General features: G+C 71.2%; 22 protein-coding genes. 13 read left to right on the top strand and 9 right to left on the bottom strand.

The window, feature by feature from the left end; all coding sequences use genetic code 11:
• The 3 genes from VM840_01945 to VM840_01935 all read left to right on the top strand — a co-directional run.
• On the top strand, nucleotides 1-268 hold a 268-nt coding region (locus VM840_01945; protein ID HVL80338.1), incomplete at its 5' end, for a M48 family metalloprotease.
• Nucleotides 269-374: 106 nt separating this feature from the next.
• Complete coding sequence (locus VM840_01940) at nucleotides 375-896, top strand: sigma-70 family RNA polymerase sigma factor (protein ID HVL80337.1); 522 nt, start codon at nucleotides 375-377, stop codon at nucleotides 894-896.
• Complete coding sequence (locus VM840_01935; GenBank protein ID HVL80336.1) at nucleotides 893-1,216, top strand: hypothetical protein; 324 nt, start codon at nucleotides 893-895, stop codon at nucleotides 1,214-1,216. Before VM840_01940 ends, VM840_01935 begins: the two co-directional genes overlap by 4 nt.
• Here the strand turns inward: VM840_01935 and VM840_01930 are convergent.
• Nucleotides 1,197-1,406 (bottom strand): heavy metal-associated domain-containing protein, encoded by a 210-nt coding sequence (locus tag VM840_01930; GenBank protein ID HVL80335.1) that lies wholly within the window; start codon nucleotides 1,404-1,406, stop codon nucleotides 1,197-1,199. The two genes, VM840_01935 and VM840_01930, sit on opposite strands and share 20 nt — an antisense overlap.
• A gap of 45 nt (nucleotides 1,407-1,451) precedes the next feature.
• Here VM840_01930 and VM840_01925 point away from each other — a divergent pair, with 45 nt between their 5' ends.
• Complete coding sequence (locus VM840_01925) at nucleotides 1,452-1,961, top strand: TlpA disulfide reductase family protein (GenBank protein ID HVL80334.1); 510 nt, start codon at nucleotides 1,452-1,454, stop codon at nucleotides 1,959-1,961.
• An 84-nt stretch (nucleotides 1,962-2,045) separates the two neighbouring features.
• Here VM840_01925 and VM840_01920 read toward each other — a convergent pair whose 3' ends face one another.
• Together VM840_01920 and VM840_01915 are read right to left on the bottom strand one after the other, a co-directional pair.
• Nucleotides 2,046-2,225, bottom strand: coding sequence for a DUF1059 domain-containing protein (locus tag VM840_01920; protein HVL80333.1), 180 nt, complete (start codon nucleotides 2,223-2,225; stop codon nucleotides 2,046-2,048).
• A gap of 52 nt (nucleotides 2,226-2,277) precedes the next feature.
• Entirely contained in the window at nucleotides 2,278-3,576 is a 1,299-nt protein-coding gene (locus tag VM840_01915) for a hypothetical protein (protein HVL80332.1), read from the bottom strand.
• Between VM840_01915 and VM840_01910 the strand changes: the two genes are divergently transcribed.
• Both VM840_01910 and VM840_01905 read left to right on the top strand, forming a co-directional pair.
• On the top strand, nucleotides 3,575-4,264 hold the full coding sequence (locus VM840_01910; protein HVL80331.1) for a glycosyltransferase family 2 protein: 690 nt from the start codon (nucleotides 3,575-3,577) through the stop codon (nucleotides 4,262-4,264). The genes VM840_01915 and VM840_01910 overlap by 2 nt on opposite strands.
• Entirely contained in the window at nucleotides 4,261-4,911 is a 651-nt protein-coding gene (locus VM840_01905; protein HVL80330.1) for a TIGR04282 family arsenosugar biosynthesis glycosyltransferase, read from the top strand. The genes VM840_01910 and VM840_01905 overlap by 4 nt, the downstream gene beginning before the upstream one ends.
• On the opposite strand, the gene map is transcribed toward VM840_01905, so the two are convergent.
• Genes map through VM840_01890 form a run of 3 tightly spaced genes read right to left on the bottom strand, consistent with a single transcriptional unit; the run spans nucleotide 4,862 to nucleotide 7,752 of the window.
• Nucleotides 4,862-5,806, bottom strand: a complete 945-nt coding sequence (map, locus tag VM840_01900; GenBank protein ID HVL80329.1) for a type I methionyl aminopeptidase — start codon at nucleotides 5,804-5,806, stop codon at nucleotides 4,862-4,864. The two genes, VM840_01905 and map, sit on opposite strands and share 50 nt — an antisense overlap.
• A 9-nt stretch (nucleotides 5,807-5,815) precedes the next feature.
• The gene (locus VM840_01895) at nucleotides 5,816-6,703 is read right to left on the bottom strand and encodes a PQQ-dependent sugar dehydrogenase (GenBank protein HVL80328.1); all 888 of its coding nucleotides are present in this window, start codon (nucleotides 6,701-6,703) and stop codon (nucleotides 5,816-5,818) included.
• Nucleotides 6,703-7,752 (bottom strand): NAD-dependent epimerase/dehydratase family protein, encoded by a 1,050-nt coding sequence (locus tag VM840_01890; protein ID HVL80327.1) that lies wholly within the window; start codon nucleotides 7,750-7,752, stop codon nucleotides 6,703-6,705. The genes VM840_01895 and VM840_01890 overlap by 1 nt, the downstream gene beginning before the upstream one ends.
• A gap of 102 nt (nucleotides 7,753-7,854) precedes the next feature.
• Between VM840_01890 and VM840_01885 the strand changes: the two genes are divergently transcribed.
• The 4 genes from VM840_01885 to VM840_01870 all read left to right on the top strand — a co-directional run bounded on the left by VM840_01885 (nucleotide 7,855) and on the right by VM840_01870 (nucleotide 16,215).
• The gene (locus VM840_01885) at nucleotides 7,855-9,699 is read left to right on the top strand and encodes a long-chain fatty acid--CoA ligase (protein ID HVL80326.1); all 1,845 of its coding nucleotides are present in this window, start codon (nucleotides 7,855-7,857) and stop codon (nucleotides 9,697-9,699) included.
• A 25-nt stretch (nucleotides 9,700-9,724) separates the two neighbouring features.
• A complete protein-coding gene (locus VM840_01880) occupies nucleotides 9,725-11,074 on the top strand; it encodes a discoidin domain-containing protein (protein HVL80325.1) in 1,350 nt (449 codons plus the stop codon).
• Between the two features lie 67 nt (nucleotides 11,075-11,141).
• Nucleotides 11,142-13,430 carry a GH92 family glycosyl hydrolase gene (locus VM840_01875; protein HVL80324.1) on the top strand — a complete coding sequence of 763 codons (2,289 nt, stop codon included), beginning with the start codon at nucleotides 11,142-11,144 and terminating at the stop codon, nucleotides 13,428-13,430.
• A 67-nt stretch (nucleotides 13,431-13,497) separates the two neighbouring features.
• The gene (locus VM840_01870) at nucleotides 13,498-16,215 is read left to right on the top strand and encodes a neutral/alkaline non-lysosomal ceramidase N-terminal domain-containing protein (GenBank protein HVL80323.1); all 2,718 of its coding nucleotides are present in this window, start codon (nucleotides 13,498-13,500) and stop codon (nucleotides 16,213-16,215) included.
• Between the two features lie 92 nt (nucleotides 16,216-16,307).
• Here VM840_01870 and VM840_01865 read toward each other — a convergent pair whose 3' ends face one another.
• From VM840_01865 to VM840_01855, 3 genes are read right to left on the bottom strand one after another with little or no spacing between them, the layout of a single operon-like run.
• The gene (locus VM840_01865) at nucleotides 16,308-17,183 is read right to left on the bottom strand and encodes a hypothetical protein (GenBank protein ID HVL80322.1); all 876 of its coding nucleotides are present in this window, start codon (nucleotides 17,181-17,183) and stop codon (nucleotides 16,308-16,310) included.
• Nucleotides 17,180-17,743 (bottom strand): hypothetical protein, encoded by a 564-nt coding sequence (locus VM840_01860; GenBank protein ID HVL80321.1) that lies wholly within the window; start codon nucleotides 17,741-17,743, stop codon nucleotides 17,180-17,182. The genes VM840_01865 and VM840_01860 overlap by 4 nt, the downstream gene beginning before the upstream one ends.
• A 14-nt stretch (nucleotides 17,744-17,757) precedes the next feature.
• Entirely contained in the window at nucleotides 17,758-17,982 is a 225-nt protein-coding gene (locus VM840_01855; GenBank protein ID HVL80320.1) for an Rdx family protein, read from the bottom strand.
• 39 nt (nucleotides 17,983-18,021) lie between these two features.
• On the opposite strand from VM840_01855, the gene VM840_01850 reads away from it, so the two are divergent.
• From VM840_01850 to VM840_01840, 3 genes are all read left to right on the top strand, one after another.
• Nucleotides 18,022-19,956, top strand: a complete 1,935-nt coding sequence (locus tag VM840_01850; GenBank protein HVL80319.1) for an AMP-binding protein — start codon at nucleotides 18,022-18,024, stop codon at nucleotides 19,954-19,956.
• Nucleotides 19,957-20,144: 188 nt separating this feature from the next.
• Entirely contained in the window at nucleotides 20,145-21,041 is an 897-nt protein-coding gene (ligD, locus tag VM840_01845; protein ID HVL80318.1) for a non-homologous end-joining DNA ligase, read from the top strand.
• 2 nt (nucleotides 21,042-21,043) lie between these two features.
• Nucleotides 21,044-22,465, top strand: coding sequence for an aldehyde dehydrogenase family protein (locus VM840_01840; protein HVL80317.1), 1,422 nt, complete (start codon nucleotides 21,044-21,046; stop codon nucleotides 22,463-22,465).
• Nucleotides 22,466-22,754: the final 289 nt, after the last annotated feature.

Genomic DNA, 22,754 nt, shown 5'->3' with positions numbered 1-22,754 from the left:
CCTGGCCGCCTTCGTCCCTTTCAACCTCCTGGTCGGGCTCGTGCAGGCCTGGTTCTCACGGGCCTGCGAACGTCAGGCCGACCTGGAGGCGCTCGAGCTGACCGGGGACCCCGAGGCCTACCGAGAGATGCAACGCGGCCTCCACACCAAGAACCTGGCCGACCTCGCCCCCGGCACCTGGAAGTACCTGCGCCTCTCCCACCCTCCCGCCGCCGAGCGGCTGGAGCTCTCGAAGATCTGGGAGCGGGAGAGGTCTGCGGTCCGATAGGGAATCGACGGCCCCCCGACGGGGTTCCTAGCGTGTGAGCCCACGACGCGCCGTCGCAGCCGGACCGATACGCTTCGCCCCCGGTCCCCGACCCCCTGGAGCGCGCGTGTCCGAGGAGAGCAGCCGAAGGTTCGAGGAGCTGATCCTCCCCGAGGTCGCCTTCGTCGCGCGCGTGGCGCGCTCCATGTCCTCCTCGTCCGCGCAGGCCGAGGACCTGGCCCAGGAGACGCTCATGAAGGCGTTCCGGTCCATCGACGGGTTCGACGGCCGACACCCGCGCGCCTGGCTCGCCCGGATCGCCCGCAACACGGCGATCAACCGTGACCAGCGCAACCGCGAGGTCCCGGTCGCCGAACCCGACGTCGGACAGGCGCTCGGCGTGGACGACCCGGAGTCGTTGGTGGTCGACCCTCAGATGGACGAGGTCCTGCGCGAGGCCCTCGACGACCTCCCGCCCGAGTTCCGCGCCGTCGTGCAGCTCGTCGACGTGGAGCAGATGCGCTACCAGGAGGCGGCCGACGCCCTGGGGATACCCGTGGGCACCGTCATGAGTCGTCTGCACCGGGCCCGCGCGAGGCTGCGCGCGGCCGTGAAGGGCACCCATCTGGACCGGGAGAGGCGGGGATGAGGCTCGCCTCCTACCTCCCCGGGACCCTCGCGTGGCGTCGGCGCCGCCAGCTACGGACATGCCGTGAGGCGTACGAGAGGGTCCAGGAGCTCGTGGACGGCGAGGTGGAGCCGGGTCCGCAGACGGACACCCTGCTCGGCCATATCGAGGCGTGCGGTCCGTGCGCGGTCGAGGCGGACGCCGTGAGGGAGATCAAGAGGGCGATCTCACGCGTGGGAGCCGAGGTGGACCCCGAGGTCGTCCGGCGCCTGGAGGACTGGGCGCGGAAGCTGTGCGACTCGGACGGGGAGCCGCCGGACCCTAGCTGCCCACCACGGTGAACCCGAGCTCGCCGATGCGTCCGGTGATCTCGGAGAGCTGAGCCACCTCCGGATCGAGGTCGACCGTCACGCTGTTCGTCTCGTGGTCGGCCCGCGCCGAGGTCACTCCCTGCATCTTCTCGAGGGCACGGGTGACGGTCGCCTCGCACCCACCGCACGTCATCCCCTCGACCGTTATCGTTCGCTCCATGGGCTCCTCCTTCGCGTCCCCCCAGGTTAGGAGATGCCCGCCCCGGTGAGCGCGCGCAGGCGCCTCCTGATCGCCGTGGGGGCCGGCATGGTCGTGTTCGGCGGACTGGCCGCCGTCATCGCCCTGCGGGCCTCGCCCGGGCCGACCTCGGTACGCGGGCTCACGGTGCAGGCCTTCGGCGGGTCGGGGACCGTCTCGGTCGATGACCACCTCGGTCGTCCGCTGGTGATCAACACCTGGGCGTCGTGGTGCCGGCCATGCGTCGAGGAGATGCCGCACTTCCAGAGCGTGTACGAGGAGGTGTCCCCGCGGGTGAGGTTCCTCGGCCTGAACATCCGCGACACGGCTCCCGCCGCCGAGGAGCTGGTCGCGTCGACCGGGGTGCGGTACCCACTGGCCGCCGATCCGGTCGGCGACACCTACCTCTCGCTGCGCCTCGTGGGCATGCCCACCACGCTGTTCGTCTCGTCGGAGGGCCGCGTCGTGCACCGGCACACGGGGCCGCTGACCAGGTCGGAGCTGCGCTCCGCCATCTCGCGCCACCTCGACGTCTGAGCAGGCATCGGGGCCGGCGGGACGGTGAGGTGATGCAGCCCATGCGGGCGAGGAGATCGTCCCGCCGGCGCCGATGCCGGCCCGTCAGTCCCCTTCCCGGACCGCCCTCCGCATCTTCTCCGCGAGCTGCTCGTCGAGCTCGCGCATGCCGTGGTCGTTCTGCAGGTGCAAGGTCGCCCGCTCGACGAGGTCCTGCTCGTCGCGGCCCGTGATCACGTGGTCGCACGAGATCCCTATATCGGCGCAAGCCAGCTGTACGGCCATCCTGCTCCCTCCGGTGGGGATGGAGATATCCCCTGGGCGGCGGGCGGGGAAACTACCAGGGGGACCGCAACAGGAGCTGCACGGCCAGGGCGACGGCGGCCTGTCCGGCCAGCCAGGCCCGCACCGCGGCCTTCCCCGTCCACAACGACACGCAGGCGAGGACCGTCCAGGGCACGAACGGGAGCCAGATCCGCTCGACCTCTGCCTTGCTCATCCCGCTCGCCGTGGCCGCGCAGACCGCGAGCAGGACCGCCGCCAGCGGGAGCCACAGGCGCAGGTCTCGCAGCCGCGCGGCCCCGGCCACCGCCGCGGGACCGACCGCGACGGCGAACGCGGCCAGGTTCGCCCACCAGAAGTAGGAGTCGGGCCGGGTCCCCCCCGCACCGGCCACGTACCGGACGACCGTCGCCTGCAGGCCGTCGTACCACCAGAACCCCCCGGCCAGGAACGCGACGGCGACGGCCCCTACCGCCGCCCCGCCCACCAGCAGAGGACGGACCCGGCGCAGGACCCCCGCGACGGCGATCACGCTGAGCCCGAACGGGGCCATTCCGTAGGTCATGAACAGGCCGGTCCCGAAGGCCAGCCCGGACCCCGCCGCGAGGACGTCTCCCTCGCCTCCCGGACGCAGGGCCGCCCTCACGAAGCAGGAGAACCCCCAGGCGGCCAGGGCCATGAAGAGCGCATCGGCCGAGGTCGCCACCCAGACCGCGGCCGGGACCAGGACGAGGAAGGGGAGCGCCCGTCGCGCCTGGTCCTCCCCAGCCAGGTCGCGCGCGGCCAGGGCGACGGCGGGGACGGCCGACGCCCCCGCGGCGATCAGGACCGCGGCTGCCGGTCCCGGCCCGGACAGCCCCACCGAGTCCAGGAGCCATAGCAGGAGCACGAAGCCGGGCGGGTGACCCTGGACGTGCGTGGGGTAGGCGCCGATCCGTTCGGTGAACGTCCGGAGGAACCGCAGCGGGTCGGAGATGCCGGGTACGACGCGCAGGTACTCGGTCGGGTGGGTGAGCGGGGTGGTCAGCGCGGTCCATCCATCGGTGGCGGCGAGCGCGACCGCCCAGGCGGCGGCGGCGCCCCAGGAGGCGTACATGAGGTGTGTCCAGCGGGCCCGCGACGCCAGGTCCGGTCCCCACACGATGACGGCCGCGGCCACGGCGATCGGGGCCAGCACGAGGAGCGTCACGCGCGGCTCCCACGTGGCGTGCAGGGGAGGGAAGCCGAGGAACAGGCGCTCGCCCGCGGCGAGGAGGGCGCGTCCCCTCAGGTGCGCCGCGACCAGGAGCGCCACCCAGCCGAACAGGCAGGCGGCCGTGATCGCTGCGCCTCGATCTGATTGCGTCCGGCGCATGCAGCGAAGAGTATGTGACCGTCCCCCAGCCCGAGGAGCGCCGGTGACGATCGACGTCGTCCTCCCCGTCCTGGACGAGGCGTCCGCTCTCCCTTGGGTCCTGTCCAGGATGCCCGAGGGGTACCGGGCGATCGTCGCCGACAACGGGTCGAGCGACGGGTCCCCCGATATCGCCCGGTCGCTCGGCGCCGAGGTCGTCGTCGAACCCCGGCGGGGGTTCGGCGCCGCCTGCTGGGCCGGTCTCACGCACGCGACCGCCGAGGTCGTCTGCTTCATGGACTGCGACGGGTCGCTCGACCCTCAGGACCTGCCCTCGATCGCCGGTCCCGTGGTGCGAGGCGAGGCCGATCTCGTCCTGGGAGAGCGGATCGCCTCGCGCGGCGCCTGGCCGCTCCACGCCCGGGTCGCGAACAGGTTCCTGGCCTGGGAGGTCCGCCGCCGGACGCAGATCGGGCTCCGGGACATAGGACCGATGCGCGCGGTCCGCCGCGTCGCGCTGCTCGAGCTCGGCATGACGGACCGAAGGTTCGGGTGGCCGCTCGAGATGGTCCTGCGCGGGGCGGCCGCGGGGTGGCGGGTGGCGGAGGTTCCGACCCCTTACCGTCCGCGGGAGGGCAGGTCCAAGGTCACCGGGACCGTGAAGGGGACGCTGCGCGCGGTCCGGGACATGTCGTCGGTGCTGCGATGACCGCGCTCATCGTCATGGCCAAGGAGCCCCGCCCGGGCCGGTCCAAGACCAGGCTGTGCCCACCGTGCACGCCCGAGGAGGCGGCCCGGCTGGCCGAGGCAGCGCTCTCCGACACGCTCGAGGCGGTCTCGAGGGCTCGGGTGGGACGGCGCGTGCTCTGCCTGGACGGGGAGCCCGGCCCCTGGATCCGAGACGGGTTCGAGGTCGTGCCGCAGCACGGCGACGGGTTGGACGAGCGGATCGCCGCGGCCTTCGCCGAGGTCGGGGGGCCGGCCGCCCTCGTAGGGATGGACACCCCCCAGGTCACCCCGGACCTCCTCGAGCTCGCGTTGGAGGCCCTCGAGCACACCGACGCCTCGCTCGGGATGTCCTCGGACGGCGGCTGGTGGGTCATGGGGCTGAGGCGCCCGGACCCGCGGACGGTCACGGGGGTCCCGATGAGCACGGACGAGACCGGACGCCTCCAACGCGAGAGGCTCGCCGAGCTCGGACTGTCCGTGACCGACCTCCCGGTCCTGCGCGACGTGGACACGTTCGACGACGCGGTCGCGGTCGCGGGGGGGATCCCCGGCTCCCGGTTCGCCGCCGCCCTGGCGGTCAGCGGTCCGCTTCGGACCCCGTCAGGATCTCGACGCCGTCCTCGGTGACGAGCACGGTGTGCTCGTACTGAGCGGTCCGGCGCCCGTCCGCGGTCACGGCCGTCCAGTCGTCCTCGAGCACGATGTGACGCCACGTCCCGAGGGTGATCATCGGCTCGATGGTGAACGTCATGCCGGGGAGGAGCTCGTCGTCGGCGCGCGGGTCGTAGAAGTGGGGGACCTGGGGGTCCATGTGGAACGTCTCGCCGATCCCGTGGCCCGTGAAGGCGCGGACCACCCCCATGTCGTGGGCGATGGCGTGCCGCTCGATCGCCCGTCCGATCTCGTTCACCCTCACGCCCGGTCGGACCGCCTCCACGCCGAGCAGGAGGCACTCGTGGGTCACCGCCATCAGCCGCTTCGATGCCTCGTCGATCGTCCCGACGGGGAAGGTGGCCGAGCAGTCCCCGTGCATCCCGTCGAGGTAGATCGTCACGTCGAGGTTCACGATGTCGCCGTCCTGCAGGGGCCGGTCGTCGGGTATGCCGTGGCAGATCACCTCGTTGACCGATGTGCAGATCGACTTCGGGTAGCCCTGGTAGTTCAGCGTGGAGGGGTAGCCTCCGAGCCGGATGTACTCGTCGTGGGCGATGGCGTCCAGCTCGTCGGTGGTGACGCCCGGGGCGACGTGTCGGCCGATCAGGTCTAGGACGTGGCGGGCGGCGCGGCACGCAGCGCGCATCCGCTCGACCGCCTCGGGCGCCTTAACGAGCGAGCGCGAGCGGGGGCCGGGCCGGCCGGTCACGGAGTAGTCGGGCCGGGCGATGCCGTCGGGTACCGTCCGGCGCGGACTGACCTCACCCGGCACGACCAGGTCGGCGTCGGGGTCGGTCTCCATGTGGCACCGGCGGTAGCGCTTCCCGCTGCCGCACCAGCAGTTGTCGTTGGGGGAGAGCCTCCTCACGCCCACAGGCTACAGCCGGACCGTGCGCAGGGAGTCGGCGGCCGCGTACACCACCCGGCCGTCGGCCAGCACCGAGACCCCGTAACGGCAGTCGGTCGCCCGCGGCTCCCCCTCGGGACGCGGACGCCCGTCCACCACGCGGTACGGCTGGACGACGCCCGTCCGGTACCCGCAGAGCACGAGGAGGTCGTCCCCGGCGGCAGCCAGACCGGACGGGACCGTGCGCGCCGGGAGCTCGGTCAGGCCCCGGCGGTCCCCGTCGGCCAGGACCTCCGGCTTCCGGCCGGGCGCGTTGTCGGCGACCCAGACGCGCCCGGACATCGACACCGCGAAGGCGAACGGGTTGTTCCACCCGCTGGACACGACCTCGGGCGTCTGGTCCGGTCCCGCGTCCGGGTCGAGGCGCATGATCTTGCCGTTCGGCGCCGAGGGGTCGTCGACGAGGTCCGGTTGCTCCAGGTCGCCGATCCCCACCAGCAGGCTCCCGTCGGGCATGGGGACGAGGTGGCCCCCGTTGGCCACGTCGCGCGACTCCGGCCCGAGCCAGACCAGACGCTGGGGGCCGGGGAACACCTCCCCGACCACGATGCGGCCGTCCGGACGGGTCCAGGTGGCGAATGTGCGGCCGCGCTGTCCGATGGCGAGCCCGAGCAGGCCGCGCTGTCCCTCCGACGTGACCTCGAGAGAGACGAGCGGACGCGGGTCCCGCTCGCCGCGGTGGTTCACCTCCAGGACGCGGCCCGTTCGCAGCTCTGCGTATCGGAAGCTTCCCCCCGACAGCGGTGCGAAGGCCGCGACGGGCCCGGACCCCTCCACCACGGTCACGGGCGAGCGCGTGTCCGGACGGCAGCCCGCCAGGGCGACGGCGATGAGGGCGGTGGCGGCCAGGGTGCGCATCAACGCAGCGGAGCGGACGCGAACTCGCGCATGCCGTCGGCGAAGGACACCTCGGCCTTGAACCCGAGCACCTCGGCCGCCCGGTCCGGCGAGGCGAAGACGTGACGGACATCCCCCAGCCGGAACCGTCCGTTGACGACGGGCTCGATGTCTCCGCCGAACGCCCGGCAGAGCTCCGCCGCCATCTCCCCGACCGAGTGAGGAACGCCGGAGCAGACGTTGAACGTCCCCTCGGTCGGGGTCTGCGAGGTGAGCGCGATCACGTTGCCCCGCGCGATGTCGGCGACGTGGACGAAGTCGCGGACCTGTCCTCCGTCCTCGAACACCTGCGGCGGGAGCCCGGCCTCGAGCGCGCTGCGGAAGATGCTCGCCACCCCCGCGTAGGGAGTGTCGCGCGGCATCCGGGGCCCGTAGACGTTGTGGTAGCGCAGGACCGTCAGCGGGACGCCGCTCGTCCGCGAGTAGGCCCGGCAGAGGTACTCCTGATGCAGCTTCGTGGCCGCGTACACGTTGCGGGGATCGACCGGCGCGTCCTCCCCGACCGCTTCCGGCTCGAGGTCGGCTCCGCAGATGGGGCACGCCGCCTCGAACCGCCCCGCCTCCAGCCGCTCGACCGGACGGGGGCCGGGGCGCACGTCGGCGTGTCGTGGGCAGCGGTACCTGCCCTCCCCGTACACGACCATGCTCGACCCCAAGACGAGTCGGCCCGCGAAGCCGCAGTCGGCCAGCGCCCGGAGCAGCACGGCCGTCCCCACGTCGTTGTGCCGGACGTAGTCGACCACGTCGGCGAAGTCGGTCCCCAGGCCGACCATCGACGCCTGGTGGCAGACGGAGTCGACGCCGTCGACCACCTCCGCCACGTGCTCGGGCGACTGGACATCGCCCCAGACGTAGGTGGCGGCCGGGTTGAGGTACTCCGGGGTGGACGAATGGGCCGCCGGATGGAGCAGGTCGAGGACCCGGACCGACGCCCCGAGGTCCACGAGGTCGTCGACGATGTGGGAGCCGATGAACCCGGCGCCGCCGGTGACGAGGATGGTCTGGGACATGGCCCGGACAGCCTATCGGTCGGGCCGGGGGCGAACGGGCTGCGTGATAGGCTCCCGCCATCGGGAAGGGACCGTGTTTCCGGCGATGCGGAGGTGAGGGCTTTGTCCAGGGACGTAGCCGCGGAACGCGCTGATATCGACGCGACCGTCGAGGGCAAGACGATCACGAGCCTGTTCCAGCAGACGGTCTCCGAACACGCCGAGATCCCCGCGCTCAAGTGGAAGGAAGGGGAGGACTGGAAGTCGCTGTCCTGGGCGGAGTACGGCCGCCTCGTGACGGAGATGGCCAACGGCCTCATCTCCCTCGGCCTGCGCAAGGGCGAGTTCGCCAACATCCTGTCCTCGAACCGATACGAGTACTACATCGCCGACCTGGCCACGATGCACGCCGGGGGGATCCCGGTCTCCCTCTACAACACGCTGGCCCCCGAGCAGATCGAGTACATCGTCAACCACTGCGAGGCGGTCTTCGTCTTCGTGGAGAACCGCGACTTCTACGAGAAGCTGCTGAAGATCCGCCAGCAGATCCCCAACGTCCGCAAGGTCGTGATGTTCGAGGGAGCGGAGGAGTTCGCCGACGACGAGTGGGTCATCTCCTACGACGAGGTGCTCGAGGCCGGACGTGAGTTCGCCAAGACGGACGCGGGCGAGCTGGAGCAGCGCTGGAAGGCGATCACCCCGGAGGACCTCGCCACCCTCATCTACACGTCGGGCACGACCGGACCGCCCAAGGGCGTGATGATCACCCACTACAACGTGGTGTGGACGATGGAGTCTCTGAAGCGCATGCTCCCGGAGTTCCCGGCCGGGATGCGCCAGATCTCCTACCTCCCGCTGGCGCACATCGCGGAGCGGATGACCGGGCTGTACAACCCGATCTACCACGGGTCCACCGTCCACTTCTGCCCCGACCCGCGGCAGGTCGCCGCCTACCTCGGACAGGTCAAGCCGCAGTTCTTCTTCGGTGTCCCCCGCGTCTGGGAGAAGCTGCACGCCGGCTTGAGCGGGATGGTCAACAACAACCCCGACGAGGCGCAGCGCAAGCAGGCGCAGGAAGCCATCGAGGCGTGCCTGGAGAAGGTGCGGCTCGAGCAGGCCGGACAGCCCGTCCCCGAGGATCTGCAGCGCAAGGTGGAGGAGGCCGAGGCCATCACCGGGTTCCTGCGGATGATGGTCGGGATGGACGAGCTGATCGGGGCCGCGTCGGGCGCCGCCCCCATCGCGCGCGAGGTCCTCGAGTGGCTGCACGCGGTCGGGATCAAGGTGTCCGAGGTATACGGACAGTCCGAGGACACCGGTCCGACCTCGTTCAACCGCATGGACTCCAACCGCCTCGGCACCGTCGGACCCGCGCTCCCCGGCGTCGAGGTGAGGCTCGCCGAGGACGGTGAGGTGCTCGTCCGCGGAGGCAACGTCACCCAGGGCTACTACAAGGAGCCCGAGATGACCCGGGAGACCTTCGACGAGGACGGGTGGCTGCACTCGGGCGACATCGGCGAGTTCGACGAGGACGGGTACCTGAGCATCGTCGACCGCAAGAAGGAGATCATCATCACGGCGGGAGGCAAGAACATCGCCCCCTCCAACGTGGAGAACCTCCTGAAGGGATGCCCGATCGTCGGCCAGGCCGCGGTCATCGGGGACCGTCGCAAGTACGTCACCGCGCTGGTCGTCCTCGACGCCGAGGCGGCTCCCGCGTGGGCGGCCAAGGAAGGGCTCCCGACCGATATCGCGGAGCTGGCGGAGCACCCGCGCGTGCACGAGATGATCCAGTCCTACATCGACGAGATGAACACGAAGCTCCACAGCCAGGAGCAGGTGAAGAGGTTCACCGTGCTCCCGACGGAGTGGACCGCCGAGTCAGAGGAGCTGACCCCCACCCTGAAGCTGAAGCGGCGGGTCATCGAGTCGAAGTACGAGCGCGAGATCGAGGGCATGTACGCCTAGAGCGTGAAGGCGAACGAGGCCGGCGGTGTGGCTCGGCTTGCGCGTCGCGGTCTCCCTCTCGCTCCTCGCGCTCCTGCTTCCGGCGTGCTCCGAGCAGAGCCGCGTCGACCCGGGAGCCGATATCGCCGTCGCCGGCACCGTCATGAGGCAGGACGGGGCCGGGGTGAACGGGGTCCGGGTCGTCATGTCGCGCGACGCGGGGCTCGGAGAGGCGCTGTCCCTCGTCTTCTCGTTCGGACTCGCGTGCATCGACGAGAAGATCCGTGAGGCGTGCGGGAAGACCCGCGAGGTGGTCACGGGTCCGGACGGCGGCTTCCGGTTCGCCCTGAAGGGACGCGATACCCAGACCTCGGGCGGGTCGGCGGCGACGATGGAGCTGGCCGCCCGTCTCCCGCGGTCGAGCCAGGAGCTCGAGGGGCCCGCGGTCCGGGTCCGTCACCTCGTGCAGACGTCCGCGGTCCAGATCCCCATGCGGGCTTGGGAGCCGGCGCTCGAGGTGAAGGGCGACGCGACGACGGTGTCCGTCACCTGGCCCCCGCTGGATCCCGGGCTGCTCCCTGCCTACATGGGAGCCGCTGCCTCCTACGACGTCCGGTTCGAGACGACGTCCGGGGGGTTGGTGTGGGCGCAGCCGCTCGCGCCCGGGGGGACGTTCGACGCCCGCGTCCTCGAGGACACGGTGGGAGCCGTCTCCGTGGAGGCGGCCGTCCCCCAAGCCGAGGTGCCGGACGAAGCCGGCACGCGCGTATCGATGCGGCTGTCCTCCGCCAGGTTCGCGTACAAGGCCATGGCCGGACGACCCGTCTCCCGATCGAAGGGGTGCTACGTCCTCGACGCAGCCCAGCGCCCGGTGGCGCAGTCCGGGTGCGCGGTCACCGACGGGGACTTCCGCCGGACCTTCACACCGGCCGGCGCGGAGTGTCCCCCGGGGGAGCAGTGTCCGACGCTCGGACAGGACGTCACCATCGACCTCGGCTCCCCGCGGCCGATCAGGCTCGTCGTCCTGCGCGGATGCGACGACGAGTGCGCGGTGCTCGCCTCGCCGGACGGGGCGGCCTGGGAGGCGGTGGGAGCGGGCGCCGGATTCGAGGACTCCGCGGGCGAGGACAACATGACGATCACGCCCGTGACCGCGATATCCGGACGCTACCTGCGGGTGACGGGCAGCGTCCACACCCTGCGGGAGGTGTCGGTGTGGGACGACACCGCCCACCCCGCCCCGGCTCCGGCCGGCTCGCTGATCGTGGCCCCCGACGAGCTCCCGGACCGGACACCCCCGGGCCAGGGGGAGCGCGGGCTCGCCCTGGTCGTGCTGGCGACGGTCCTGGCGCTCCTGGCCGCCTCGGCCGCGTTCTTCACCCGGCCACGCTCCTGAAGGGAACGACGCGCCACACCTGCGCACCCGGGCAGGACGCGGCTCCCGCGCGTCGAACCCTGCGGCCATGCGCCGTGCCAGCGTCCTGCTCCTGCTCGCCGTGCTGCTCCCCGCTGGAGCGGTGGCGCGGCCCGCCGCGTCTGCCACCGACTCGGACCCGGCCCGCTACGTCGACCCCTTCATCGGCACCCTCGGGTCGGGCTTCGTCTTCCCCGGTCCGGCCGCGCCCTTCGGGATGGTCCAGCTCTCCCCGGACACGGAGGGCTACTTCGCCTACACCGGGTACCTGTACTCCGACCGGTTCATCCGCGGGTTCAGCCACGTGCACATCCAGTCGATGGGCGTGCATATGGGCGGCAACCTGCCGTTCATGCCGACGGTGGGGGCGGTCCAGGAGGACCCGCTCCAGTACATGTCCCCGTTCGACCACTCGGCCGAGGAGGCCTCCCCCGGCTATTACGGGGTCCGGCTGGGCAACGGCGTCCACGCGGAGCTGACGGCCGGGCTGCGGGTCGGCGTCCACCGGTACACCTTCCCCTCGGCGCTGCCGGCGAACGTGATCATGGACGTCGGGCGCAGCGTTCCACGCGAGTCGGGCGTCCCGCTGCGGCCGGCCGCCCACGCGTCCACGATCGAACAGCTGGACGGGCGGACGGTGAGCGGGAGCGCGACCATGTCCGGACGGGCCCCCTACACGGTCTACTTCGCCGCCCGCTACAGCCGTCCGTTCGACTCGATCAGGTACTGGAACCCGGGTGGTCGACCCGACTCCCGTTCGGCCGCCGTCACCTTCGCGGGCGGGGGAGAGGTCACCGTCGAGGTCGGCATCTCCTACGTCGACGAGGCCGGGGCGCTGCGCAACCTCGACTCGGAGGAGACCGACTTCGACTCGCTGCGTGCGGCGACCCGGGAGGCGTGGAACGACGCGCTCGGCGCGATCCGGGTGACCGGCGGCACCGACGCCGACAGGACCTCCTTCTACACCGCGCTCTACCACGCCCAGCACCACCCCAACGTCTTCTCGGACGCGGACGGGCGCTGGCGCGGCTACGACGGACAGGTCCACACCGCGGACGGGTGGACCCCCTACGCCAACTTCTCCATGTGGGACACGTACCGCGGCCAGATGCCGCTGCTCTCGGTGATCCAGCCGGACCGGTACCGCGACATGACCCGGACGCTCCTCGAGGCGAAGCGCCAACGGACGCCCTCCGATCCCGAGGAGGCGCAGAGGAACCCGGCCCGGTTCCCGAAGTGGGCGCTCAACAACACCTACCCGGACTACATGGTGGGGGAGCCGGTGATGCCGGTCCTGGCCGAGGCGTGGTGCCGCGACCTCGTCGACGTCGATATCGCGTCCGACCTGTACACGCACATGCGCGAGCAGGTCCTCACCCACCACCGGGAGCCGTCCTTCGTCGAGCATGGGTTCGCCCGCCGCGGCTACGGCGGCGCGAGCGAGACCCTCGAGTACGCGATCGCCGCCTTCTCGTTCGCCCTCGTCGCCGATCGCCTAGGGCACCAGGCCGATCGCGACGCGGCGCTCGCGCTCGCCCGCAACTGGGCGAGCGCGATCGACCCCGAGATCGGCTTCGCTCGCCCGCGTCAGGCCGACGGCAGCTACCGGGCGGGCTACGACCCGATGATGCCCGACGGTTTCGTGGAGGGGACGGGCTGGCAGTACACGTGGCTCGTCCCCCACGACGTGGCCGGACTCTTCGACGTGATCGGCCGCGTTGACCCGGTCTCCGACCGGCTCGACACCTTCTTCTCCACCTGGCTGGCGGCCGCGACGCCGACGGGGGCGGCGGAGGCGCAGAAGCACATCACCGCGTTCGGTATCGCCTACTACGGCAACCAGTACGCGCCGTCCAACGAGCACGACCTGCAGGCCCCGTACATGTACGACTGGACGGACGAGCCGTGGAAGACCCAGGCCGTCGTCCGGGGGCTGCAGTCGCTGTACCGCCCGCTCCCCGACGGCCTCCCCGGCAACGACGACCTCGGGACCCTCTCGTCCTGGTACGTGTGGAGCGCGCTCGGCCTGTACCCGACGGTGTCCGGTGCACCGCTCTACACGGTCGGCTCCCCAGTCTTCGAGCGGGCGGAGATCGCGGTCCCCGGAGGCACCTTCACCGTGAGGTCGCCCGGCGCGTCGCCCGCTGCGAAGTACGTGAAGGCGGCGACCCTGGACGGGCAGACCTTCGACGCCACCTGGCTCCCGGACAGCGCCCTCCGCCCCGGCGGCGAGCTGGTCCTGGAGATGGATGTCCTCCCGAACCGGGAGTGGGGAGCTTCGAAGCCGCCATCGCTCAGCGCGGGCGACCTGTCGGCCTTCGGCTGCCGGGCCGGCTAGCGCGGCAGGAGTCCGCGGCCCCTGCGCCGAAACGGTTCGCATCACCGAACCCCGGGAGGGAAACCTCATGCGCCGTGTCGTCGTCAGCCTGTCCGTGGCCCTCGCCGTCTGCGCGTCGATGCTGGGCGCGTCCGCCTCGCCGCCCGTCGTACTGCAGCCCGCGGTGAAGGCGGGGTTCGCGCGGGCGGACCTGTCCTGGCACGTGGGAGCCGGTCAGGGCCAGCACGGGTCGCAGGGGAACACCGTGGTGAGCGACAGGTTCGACCCGTACGCCCACGGCGCCAAGCAGACCCCGTCTGACGGGCTGCAGAGCCGCATCTACTCCCGGGCGATGGTCGTGGAGGGGACGGACGGCACCCGGGTCGCCTACGTCGGCCACGACCTGTACCTGCAGCAGGACATGCTCCATCGCCGCGTCGCGCAGCTCCTGGAGGGGACTGGGATCACGCGGGAGACGCTGATGATCTCAGCCAGCCACAACCACTCCGCCCCCTACCTCTCGACGACCTCCTTCGGTGTCTGGTACTTCACGGATGCGTTCGACCCGCGTCACTTCGAGTACGCCTCGCGGCAGATCGCAGCCTCGGTGAAGTCGGCGATCGAGGGGTTGCGGCCGGTCCGGATGGGGGCGTCCGTGGTCCACCTCGACGGCGTGCAGCACAACGTCCTCGGACCCGGCGTCGCCGACGACGGGAGCCCGCGCGGCTTCCCGCGCGACCACTACGACACGGAGCTGGCCGTCGTTCGGTTCGACGACATCACCGACCCGGCGAACCCTCGCCCGTACGGGGCGCTCGTGAACTTCGGGATGCACCCCGAGTCGCTCGAGACCTACGACATGCCCTCGGCCGACTTCGTAGGCGCGGTGGAGCGGTACTTCACCGAGCAGACCGGCGCCCAGGTCGTGTGGAGCCAAGGGGGGCTGGGCGACTCGGAGCCGGACCAGAGCCGGGCCAACCCACCCAGCGCGGGCAAGGAGTACTGGTACCGCAGCTTCTCGCAGATGGACCGGATGAGCCGCGAGATCGCCTCCCGGGCCGAGGATGCCTTCAACGACGTGGCCGCGGACGAGCACGAGGTCCCGGCGAAGCACGTCGCGTGGCGGACCGACTTCCCCGTGCGCATGATCGACCGCACGTTCGCCGGACCCGCCTCCCACCCGGTCCCCTCGTTCTCGAACTGCCGCATCGAGCCGCTCCTCTCGAGGGGGGAGGTCAGAGGCCCCGGTCTGCCGACGTGCACCAACCGATCGGGACCGGCCTCGCCCGGCGGGTCGACCGCGCCGCTGAAGGACGCAGGTGTACCGGTCCCGGACCAGTACTCGCCCCCCTCGTACGGCGGGGTCCAGGAGTCGGTCCGCCTGCATCTCCAGGTGCTGCAACTCGGCGAGGTCGTTCTCGCCAGCTGCCCATGCGAGCCCGTCACGGACATGACGCTGAACCTGAAGTCCCGTCTCGACCACACCGCGGGCGACCGCTACGACGGTTTCGACTGGCCCTGCTCGCCGTCCGAGGCCGACGTTGTCTGCGACTTCAGGGAGGCTGGGTGGCGCGCCCCCGCCCCGCGGTCCATATCGCGTGCCTCCTACGACCGGATGCGCGCCCAGATCCACAACGATGCGCGCGGGTGGGAAGAGCTCGAGAACCTCACCACGGCCGAGTCCGAGCCGACCGATCCCGCGAAGATCAAGGGCAACTTCACGCACGAGGAGATCCAGTCGCGCTGCGCGACCTGCGAGGGGTTCCGGCTCCCGCTGATGTCCGGGACGACGAACGACTACCTCGGGTACATGGTCACGTACCGCGAGTACCAGGCGGGGGACCACTACCGGAAGGCGCTCACGGCGTTCGGACCGCACACGGCCGACTACGTGAACACGCGCCTCGTCCGGATGGCGGCCGAGCTCCAGGGCGGACCGGCGGTCTCCGACGCCCTCCTCGACACTGCTCTGCGGGCCGAGGAGCCGGCCATCGCCGCGCGCCTAGCCGCGACAACGAAGGCCGGGGAAGCCGAGACCGCCGCTTTCCACGCCGCGATGCCCGACGACGCCGGCCCGCCGGCCATCGTGCTGGAGCCGCAGGAGAGGCTGGAGAGGTTCTCGGCCGCGCAGGTGCGGTGGCGAGGGGGCAACCACTTCCTCGGCACACCCCGGGTGCGCGTCGAGCGCGAGGTGTCACCCGGCGTGTGGCGGTGGGCCGCCACGCAGGACGGCGGAGAGATCCCCACCACGCTCGAGTGGAAGCGGACATCCGACCCACAGTCGGCCGCGCGCTTCGCGACCGGCTCCCACGAGAGCATCTGGACCGCCACCTACGAGGTGTTCGACCGCACCCAGCCCGGGACGTACAGGTTCGTCCTGGACGGGGAGCACCGGTCCGGACGACAGACCGAGACCTACACGATGCGATCGCGTCCGTTCCGGGTGGATGTCTGGTCGGGGGTGACCACTCCGGCCGTCGAGGTCACCGAGGAGTCGATCTCGTTCGGACGGACCGTCTCCTACCCCCGCACCTACACCCCGGTCGGCGTCCGCTACATATCCCCGAGCGTGAGCACGCCTCACGGCGTGCCCTACTGCTTCCGGTGCACCTTCCGGGGGTGGGCCCTCACCGGAGCCATCGCGTCGGCGACGGTGACCGTCGACGGCGTGCCGGTGGAAGCCACACTCACCGACGGCCGGTGGGTCGTGTCCGGCCTCGAGCCCGCATCTTCCGCGACGATCGAACCCGGTGACCTCGTCGACGGCTACGGCAACGTGAACGGAGAGAGGATCGTCCTGCGATGAGGCGAGGCCCGACGCTGTCCGACCTTGACCCTCACCCCGACTGCGAGACGGATCCGGACAGGGGAGTGGGAGTCCGGCTGCCCTGACCCGGCTCAGAAGCGCTTCATCGAGTCGGGCATGCATGCCGTTCGGTAGTCGTCCTTGAGGATGAACGTCTCGCCCGGATGGTCGCGCCAGGTGGTGCCCGTTCGCAGCCAGTCGTACCCGACGGCCAGGCTCTGAACGTTGATGTTCGAGATGCACTGGCGGCGGTCGCCCAAGACCGCCGACATGACGTCGGTGGGGTGGGAGTCGAAGGTCCCGTAACTCCGGCTGTTGTGGTTCAGCCCGAGGCTCGTCCCGGTGTGGCCCACGGCCAGGCAGTGCCCGAACTCGTGGATGATCAGGTTCCTCAACCGAACCACGTGGGACTCCCCTGACCGGTTCCCAGCGCCCGTGTTCCACACCGTGCAGCGCCTCATCCCCTGGTTCGTCACCCGGAAGATCGGGTTGGGGAAGGTGGGCGCGCCGAGCCCGAGGTGGAAGAGGCTGGGCGATGGGTCCCCGATCATCGCGGTCGTCACGACGATGTGGGCTCGCTGGAGGTCGTCCGGGGTGGCATCGACGCCCAGCACCCGGACGGTGTACGTGAGCTTCTGCAGGTGCGTCCACCCGTGGTCGGTGCGGAACCGTTCGATCGCCCACGCCCAGTAGGCGGTCGCCTCCTGCGCTGCGCGGACGCCCGGGTGGTCGCGGATCGGGCTCCCACCGGTCAGCCACGCCCGGTCGTCGGCCATCGCCACCTTGCTCCCGTAGATCGGCGGGACGATGACCACCGACATCCCGGTGGGTTCGGCGTGCGTCTCGTTGATGAGGCTGAGCCAGTGGGTCGTGGGCCGTGGGTGGTTGTCGGCGCTGGCGAGGGGGGATGAGCCCACGACGGCCAGGGCGAGCGCTATCGCGGCCAGAGCGGACGCGCGCCGGCTCACGCCGTACCCTCGGGGCCCGTACGCGCCGGCATCAGCATGTCCATACCCAACCAAACGAATCCGACCGCCAGAACCACCGCCCCGGCTACGGACGCCACCGGGACCGCTATCCCCAGCACCTCGAGGACACCCCCCACGAGCAGGGCGACCCCGGCTCCCGTGGGCAGGGAGGACTTCAGCGCGCCGATCCCGATCAGCACGATCCCGGCCACGAACAGGACCGGGGCGATCACGTCGACGGGTCCGGCGGTCGACTCGACGAACCTCTGACGGTCGAGCACGCCCTCCGCGGCCAGGAGGTCGACGACCACGACGGCCGTGACGAGGCTCGTCCCGGCCGCGGCCAGCGTTGCCCCGAAGACGATGAGGATGTCCCCGGCCGCCCGGACGGCGATGGCTATCAGCGCCAGCACGAGCAGGACGTGCGCGGCCAGGACGAGCGTCTGCCCCATCACCGTCCCGCTGCGGTCCTCGCCCGCCAGGTTGGCCAGATGTCCGATGGCGACGAGGGCCCCGCCCACGATCGCGGCCAGCGCGCCGATCCGCACGATCAGTCCCACGGTCCCTCCTCGCGTCAGGGCAACAGGCCGACGATCTCCCCGTCGGCCGGGAAGCGGCCGGCTTCCTTCTTCGCGAACACCACGTCCCCGTCCACCTCGACGTCGAAAACGCCGCCCGAGGCGGGGACGATGGTCAGCTCCTCGATCTCCTCACTGCACTCGTCCAAAAGCTCGGCCGCCAGACCGACGGCCCTCCGCAGGTAGCCTCAGCTGGTGCAGTACGTGATGCGTACGCGCATGATCCCTCCCATGCCGCTGTGGTAAGCCAATCTACACACATGACCGGCGAGTTCATCTGGACGCCCAGCCCCGAGGCGGTCGAGCGCGCGAACACCACGCGGCTCGCTCGCAGCCACGGGATCGACGGCTACGAGGCGCTGCGCCGGCGGTCCATCGAGGACATCGAGTGGTTCTGGGGTGCGGTCGTGGAGGACCTCGGCATCGAGTTCACCGCGCCCTTTCGCGACGTGGTCGACGACTCCCAGGGGATCCAATGGCCGCGTTGGTTCTCGTTCGGTGAGGTGAACATCGCGCACAACTGCGTCGATCGGCACCGGCACTCGGGAGCCACCGCGATCGTCTGGGAGGGAGAGGAAGGGCAGACGCGCACCCTGACCTACGGTGAGCTAGCGCAGGAGGTGGCTGCGCTCGCGGAGGGGTTGCGGTCCCTCGGGGTCCAGAAGGGCGACGGGGTCGGGATCTTCATGCCGATGACCCCCGAGGCCGTCGTCGCCTTCATGGCCTGCTGCAAGGTGGGCGCGATCCTCGTCCCGATCTTCTCGGGGTTCGCGCCGCCGGCCATCTCGGTGCGTCTCGACGACGCCGAGGCCAAGGTGCTCATCTGCGCGGACGGCTTCCACCGGCGCGGCGGCGTGGTGGACATGAAAGCGACCGCGGACGAGGCCGTCGCCCACAGCCCCAGCGTCCAGCACGTCGTCGTCCACCGACGCACCGGCAACCAGGTCTCCTGGACGGAGGGTCGTGACATCTGGTGGCACGACCTCGTGTCCGGACGGGGATCCGAGGCTCCCACCGAGACGACGCTGGCCGAGGACCCGTTCATGATCGCGTACACATCGGGCACGACTGGCAAGCCGAAGGGGTCCGTGCACGTACACGGCGGTTTCCTCGTCAAGATCGCGAGCGAGGTGGCCTACCAGACCGACTACCAGCCGGGCGAGGTCCTGTGGTGGGTGTCCGACATGGGATGGATCATGGGGCCGTGGCAGGTCGTGGGGACGCTCGCGCTAGGCGGGACCATCTTCCTCTACGACGGGGCTCCCGACCATCCCGGGCCCGACCGCGTCTGGGCCATGGTCGAGCGGCACCGGATAAACACGCTCGGGATCTCGCCGACGCTAGTGCGGGCCATGCGCAGGTTCGGCGACGAGCCGGTGACCTCGCACGACCTCGGGAGCCTGCGCATCCTCGGGTCGACCGGGGAACCGTGGAACGACGACCCTTACCGATGGTTCTTCCACACGGTGGGCGGGGGTCGCTGCCCGGTGATCAACTTCTCGGGCGGCACCGAGGTCGGGGCGTGCTTCCTCTCTCCCACGCCGGCGATGCCGCTGAAGCCGATGTCGCTGGGGGGTCCGGCGCTGGGGATGGCGGTGGACGTCTACGGTCCGGACGGGCGCCCCGTCCGTGGCGAGGTCGGGGAGCTCGTCTGCACGAAGCCGTGGCCCGGGATGACCCGGGGGATCTGGGGCGACCCGGACCGCTACCTCGCCTCGTACTGGTCGCGGTGGCCGGACGTCTGGGTCCACGGCGACTGGGCCCTCGTGGACGGCGACGGCCAGTGGTTCCTGCAGGGAAGGTCAGACGACACGATGAACGTGGCCGGGAAGCGGATCGGCCCCGCCGAGGTCGAGTCGGCGCTCGTCTCCCACGAGGCGGTGGCGGAGGCCGCGGTGGTCGGCGTCCCCGACGAGGTGAAGGGGGAGGCGATCTGGTGCTACGTCGTGCCCGCCGCGGGAGCCGAACCGGACGACGAGCTCGGCGCGGAGCTCCGCCGCCACGTCGGGACCGTCCTCGGGAAGGCCTTCACGCCGGCCGCGGTCCGGTTCGTCTCCCAGCTCCCGAAGACGCGGAACGCGAAGGTGCTGCGGCGGGCGGTCCGGGCGATCGCGCTGGGGAAGGACCCGGGGGACCTGTCCAGCCTCGAGAACCCCGAAGCGCTCGACGAGGTCCGTCGGGCCTCCACCCGCTAGCGCGGGCTCTCGGCGACGTCGTCCGGCAGGTCTGGTGGCACTTGCGCGTGTCCAGGCCGCGAAGCGGCACCGGGCGCTCCGGTCCGGGTCTCCCGGTGCCGCTCACGCCGTCCCCGACCGCGTCCACGCCACCAGGCGCTCGCGCAGGTGCGTGGCGGCGCTCGCGAGCAGGTGACAGAGTCGTCGCGATGGGCGAGGAGCGCAGGATCGAGGTGGGCGGACGTGAGGTGCGGCTCACGAGCCCGGAGAAGGTGCTCTTCCCCGACGACGGGATCACGAAGTCGGACCTGTTCGACTACTACGTGCGGATCGCGGACCGCATGCTCCCGCACATCGAGCAGCGTCCGCTCACGATGCATCGGTTCCCGGAGGGGATCGGGCAGGCAGGGTTCATGCAGAAGAGCGCCAACGAGTACTTCCCGCCCTGGATCGGGAGGTTCGAGGTCGCGAAGCAGGGAGGCGGCACCACCCGCTACCCGGTCGTCGGGGAGCCCGCCGCGCTCGCGTACCTGACGAACCAGAACACGATCGTCCACCACGTCTGGACCTCGCGGATCGACGCGCCCGACCGCCCCGACCAGATGGTCTTCGACCTCGACCCGTCCGGGAGCGACTTCGACGAGGTGCGCCGGACGGCCCTCGACCTGCGCACCCTCCTGGACGAGCTCGGGCTCCCGGCCTTCTGCAAGACCTCCGGTTCGAAGGGGCTGCACATCGTCGTTCCGCTGCGGCGCGAGCACCCGGCCGACGAGGTGCAGGCGGCGGCGGAGACGATCGCCGAGGAGCTCGCCCGGCGGGCTCCCGACCGCTTGACCACGGAGTTCCGCAAGGCGGAGCGGCACGGACGGCTCTACCTCGACGTGGGCCGCAACCGCTTCGCGCAGACGGTCGTCGCCCCCTACTCGGCCCGCGCTCTGCCGGGGGCTCCGGTCTCGACGCCGATCGACTGGGACGAGGTGGCCAGCTCGAAGCTCGACCCGAGGCGGTGGACGATCTCCAACCTGTTCCGGCGCCTCGGACGCCGCTCGGACCCGTGGGAGGGGATGGGCGCCGCGCAGGCCCGGATCGGCGAGCTACCGTCGTAGCGATGCGCGACGTGCTGATCGGGGGCGAGTGGGTGCGCGGTGAGGCCGCGCCCGCCGTCGTGAACAGCCCCTGGTCGGGGGAGACGGTGGCCGAGGTCTCCATGGCCTCGCCCGAGCAGGTCTCGGAGGCGGTCGCCCGCGCGTCCGCGGCCTTCGCCTGGACCCGCACGGCGCCGGCCGCTCAGCGGGCGGACACCCTGCTGGGAGCCGCGGACGGGATCCGCCGCCGCCGGGCGGAGTTCGTCGAGACGCTCGTCGCCGAGGGAGGCAAGCCCCACCGCAGCGCCGTCGTCGAGGTCGACCGGGCCATCTCCACCCTGACCTGGGCGGCCGAGGAGGCCAAGAGGTTCACGGGCGATCTGACGAGGTTGGACGCGAACGAGGGGATGAACGGACGCCTCGGCCTGGTCAGGCGGTTCCCGCTCGGCGTCGTGGCCGGGATCACACCGTTCAACTTCCCGCTCAACCTCGTGTGCCACAAGGTCGGGCCCGCCCTGGCCGCCGGCAACGCGATCGTCGTGAAGCCGGCCACCTCTACGCCCCTGTCTGCGCTGATGCTGGGTGAGGTGCTCATCGAGTCGGGCGCCGGGGACTCCATCTCGGTGATCCCGTGCTCCAACGAGGACGCGCAGGGAGCCGTGGTCGATCCGCGGGTGGCCAAGCTCTCGTTCACGGGATCCACCGAGGTCGGATGGAAGCTGAAGGTACTGGTCCCCCGGAAGCGGGTCACGCTCGAGCTCGGCGGGAACGCGGCCGTGATCGTCGAGCCGGACGCCGACCTCGACCGGGCGGCCGACCGCATCTCGTACGGCGGCTTCTACCAGGCCGGACAGTCCTGCATCTCCGTGCAGAGGGTGTTCGTCGCCGCCCCCGTGTACCGAGACCTGCTCGACAGGCTCGTCCCCCGCGTGGAGGCGCTGGTCGTGGGGGACCCGTCAGACCCCGCGACCGACGTCGGACCCCTGATCGACGGAGCCGCGCTCGACCGGGTGGACGCTTGGGTGCGGGAGGCGCTGGAGGTGGGGGCGACCGCCCTGTGCGGGGCGGAGCGGCGCGACCCCTGCTACGCGCCCACCGTCCTGGTGGAGACCCGCCCGGACATGAAGGTGTCCTGCCTCGAGGTCTTCGGACCCGTCGTCACCGTCGAGCCCTACCGGACCTTCGAGGAAGCGCTGGCCCTCGTGAACGATTCGCAGTACGGCTTGCAGGCCGGTCTGTTCACCTCGGACATCCGCAGGGTCTTCCTAGCCCACCGCGAGCTGCGGGTGGGGGGAGTGATCCACGACGACGTCCCCTCGTTCCGGGCCGACCAGATGCCTTACGGAGGCGTGAAGGACTCGGGCTACGGGCGGGAGGGGGTCCGCTCGGCCATGCTCGAGATGAGCGAGGAACGCCTCCTCGTCCTCGGCGGGCTCCCGCTCTAGCCGCCCCCCTCACCCGTCCGGGTGGTTTGGGTCGTGCTCGCGCTGCCGATATTCAGATGAGAGGGTCCGGCCCGGGAGAATCCGGGCGACGGGGGACGTTCTCACAGACGTTGAACGAGATGGCGACCACGAACAGGAGGGGTTGCGTGGGACCGTGGATGAGGAGGTTGGCAGTCGCCACGGGCGCAGCGGCACTTCTCGCGTCCGCGACCACATTCGTCCCGGCCTCCGCCGCGTCCCGCGGGCAGATCCGTATCGAGCCCGGTGGCCGGGTCGTGCAGTCGTACCC

Source organism: Actinomycetota bacterium (assembly GCA_035540895.1).
Taxonomy (GTDB): Bacteria; Actinomycetota; JAICYB01; order JAICYB01; family JAICYB01; genus DATLFR01.
The sequence above is the reverse complement of the archived record's forward strand: the minus strand, read 5'-3'. Positions and strand labels throughout refer to the sequence as shown.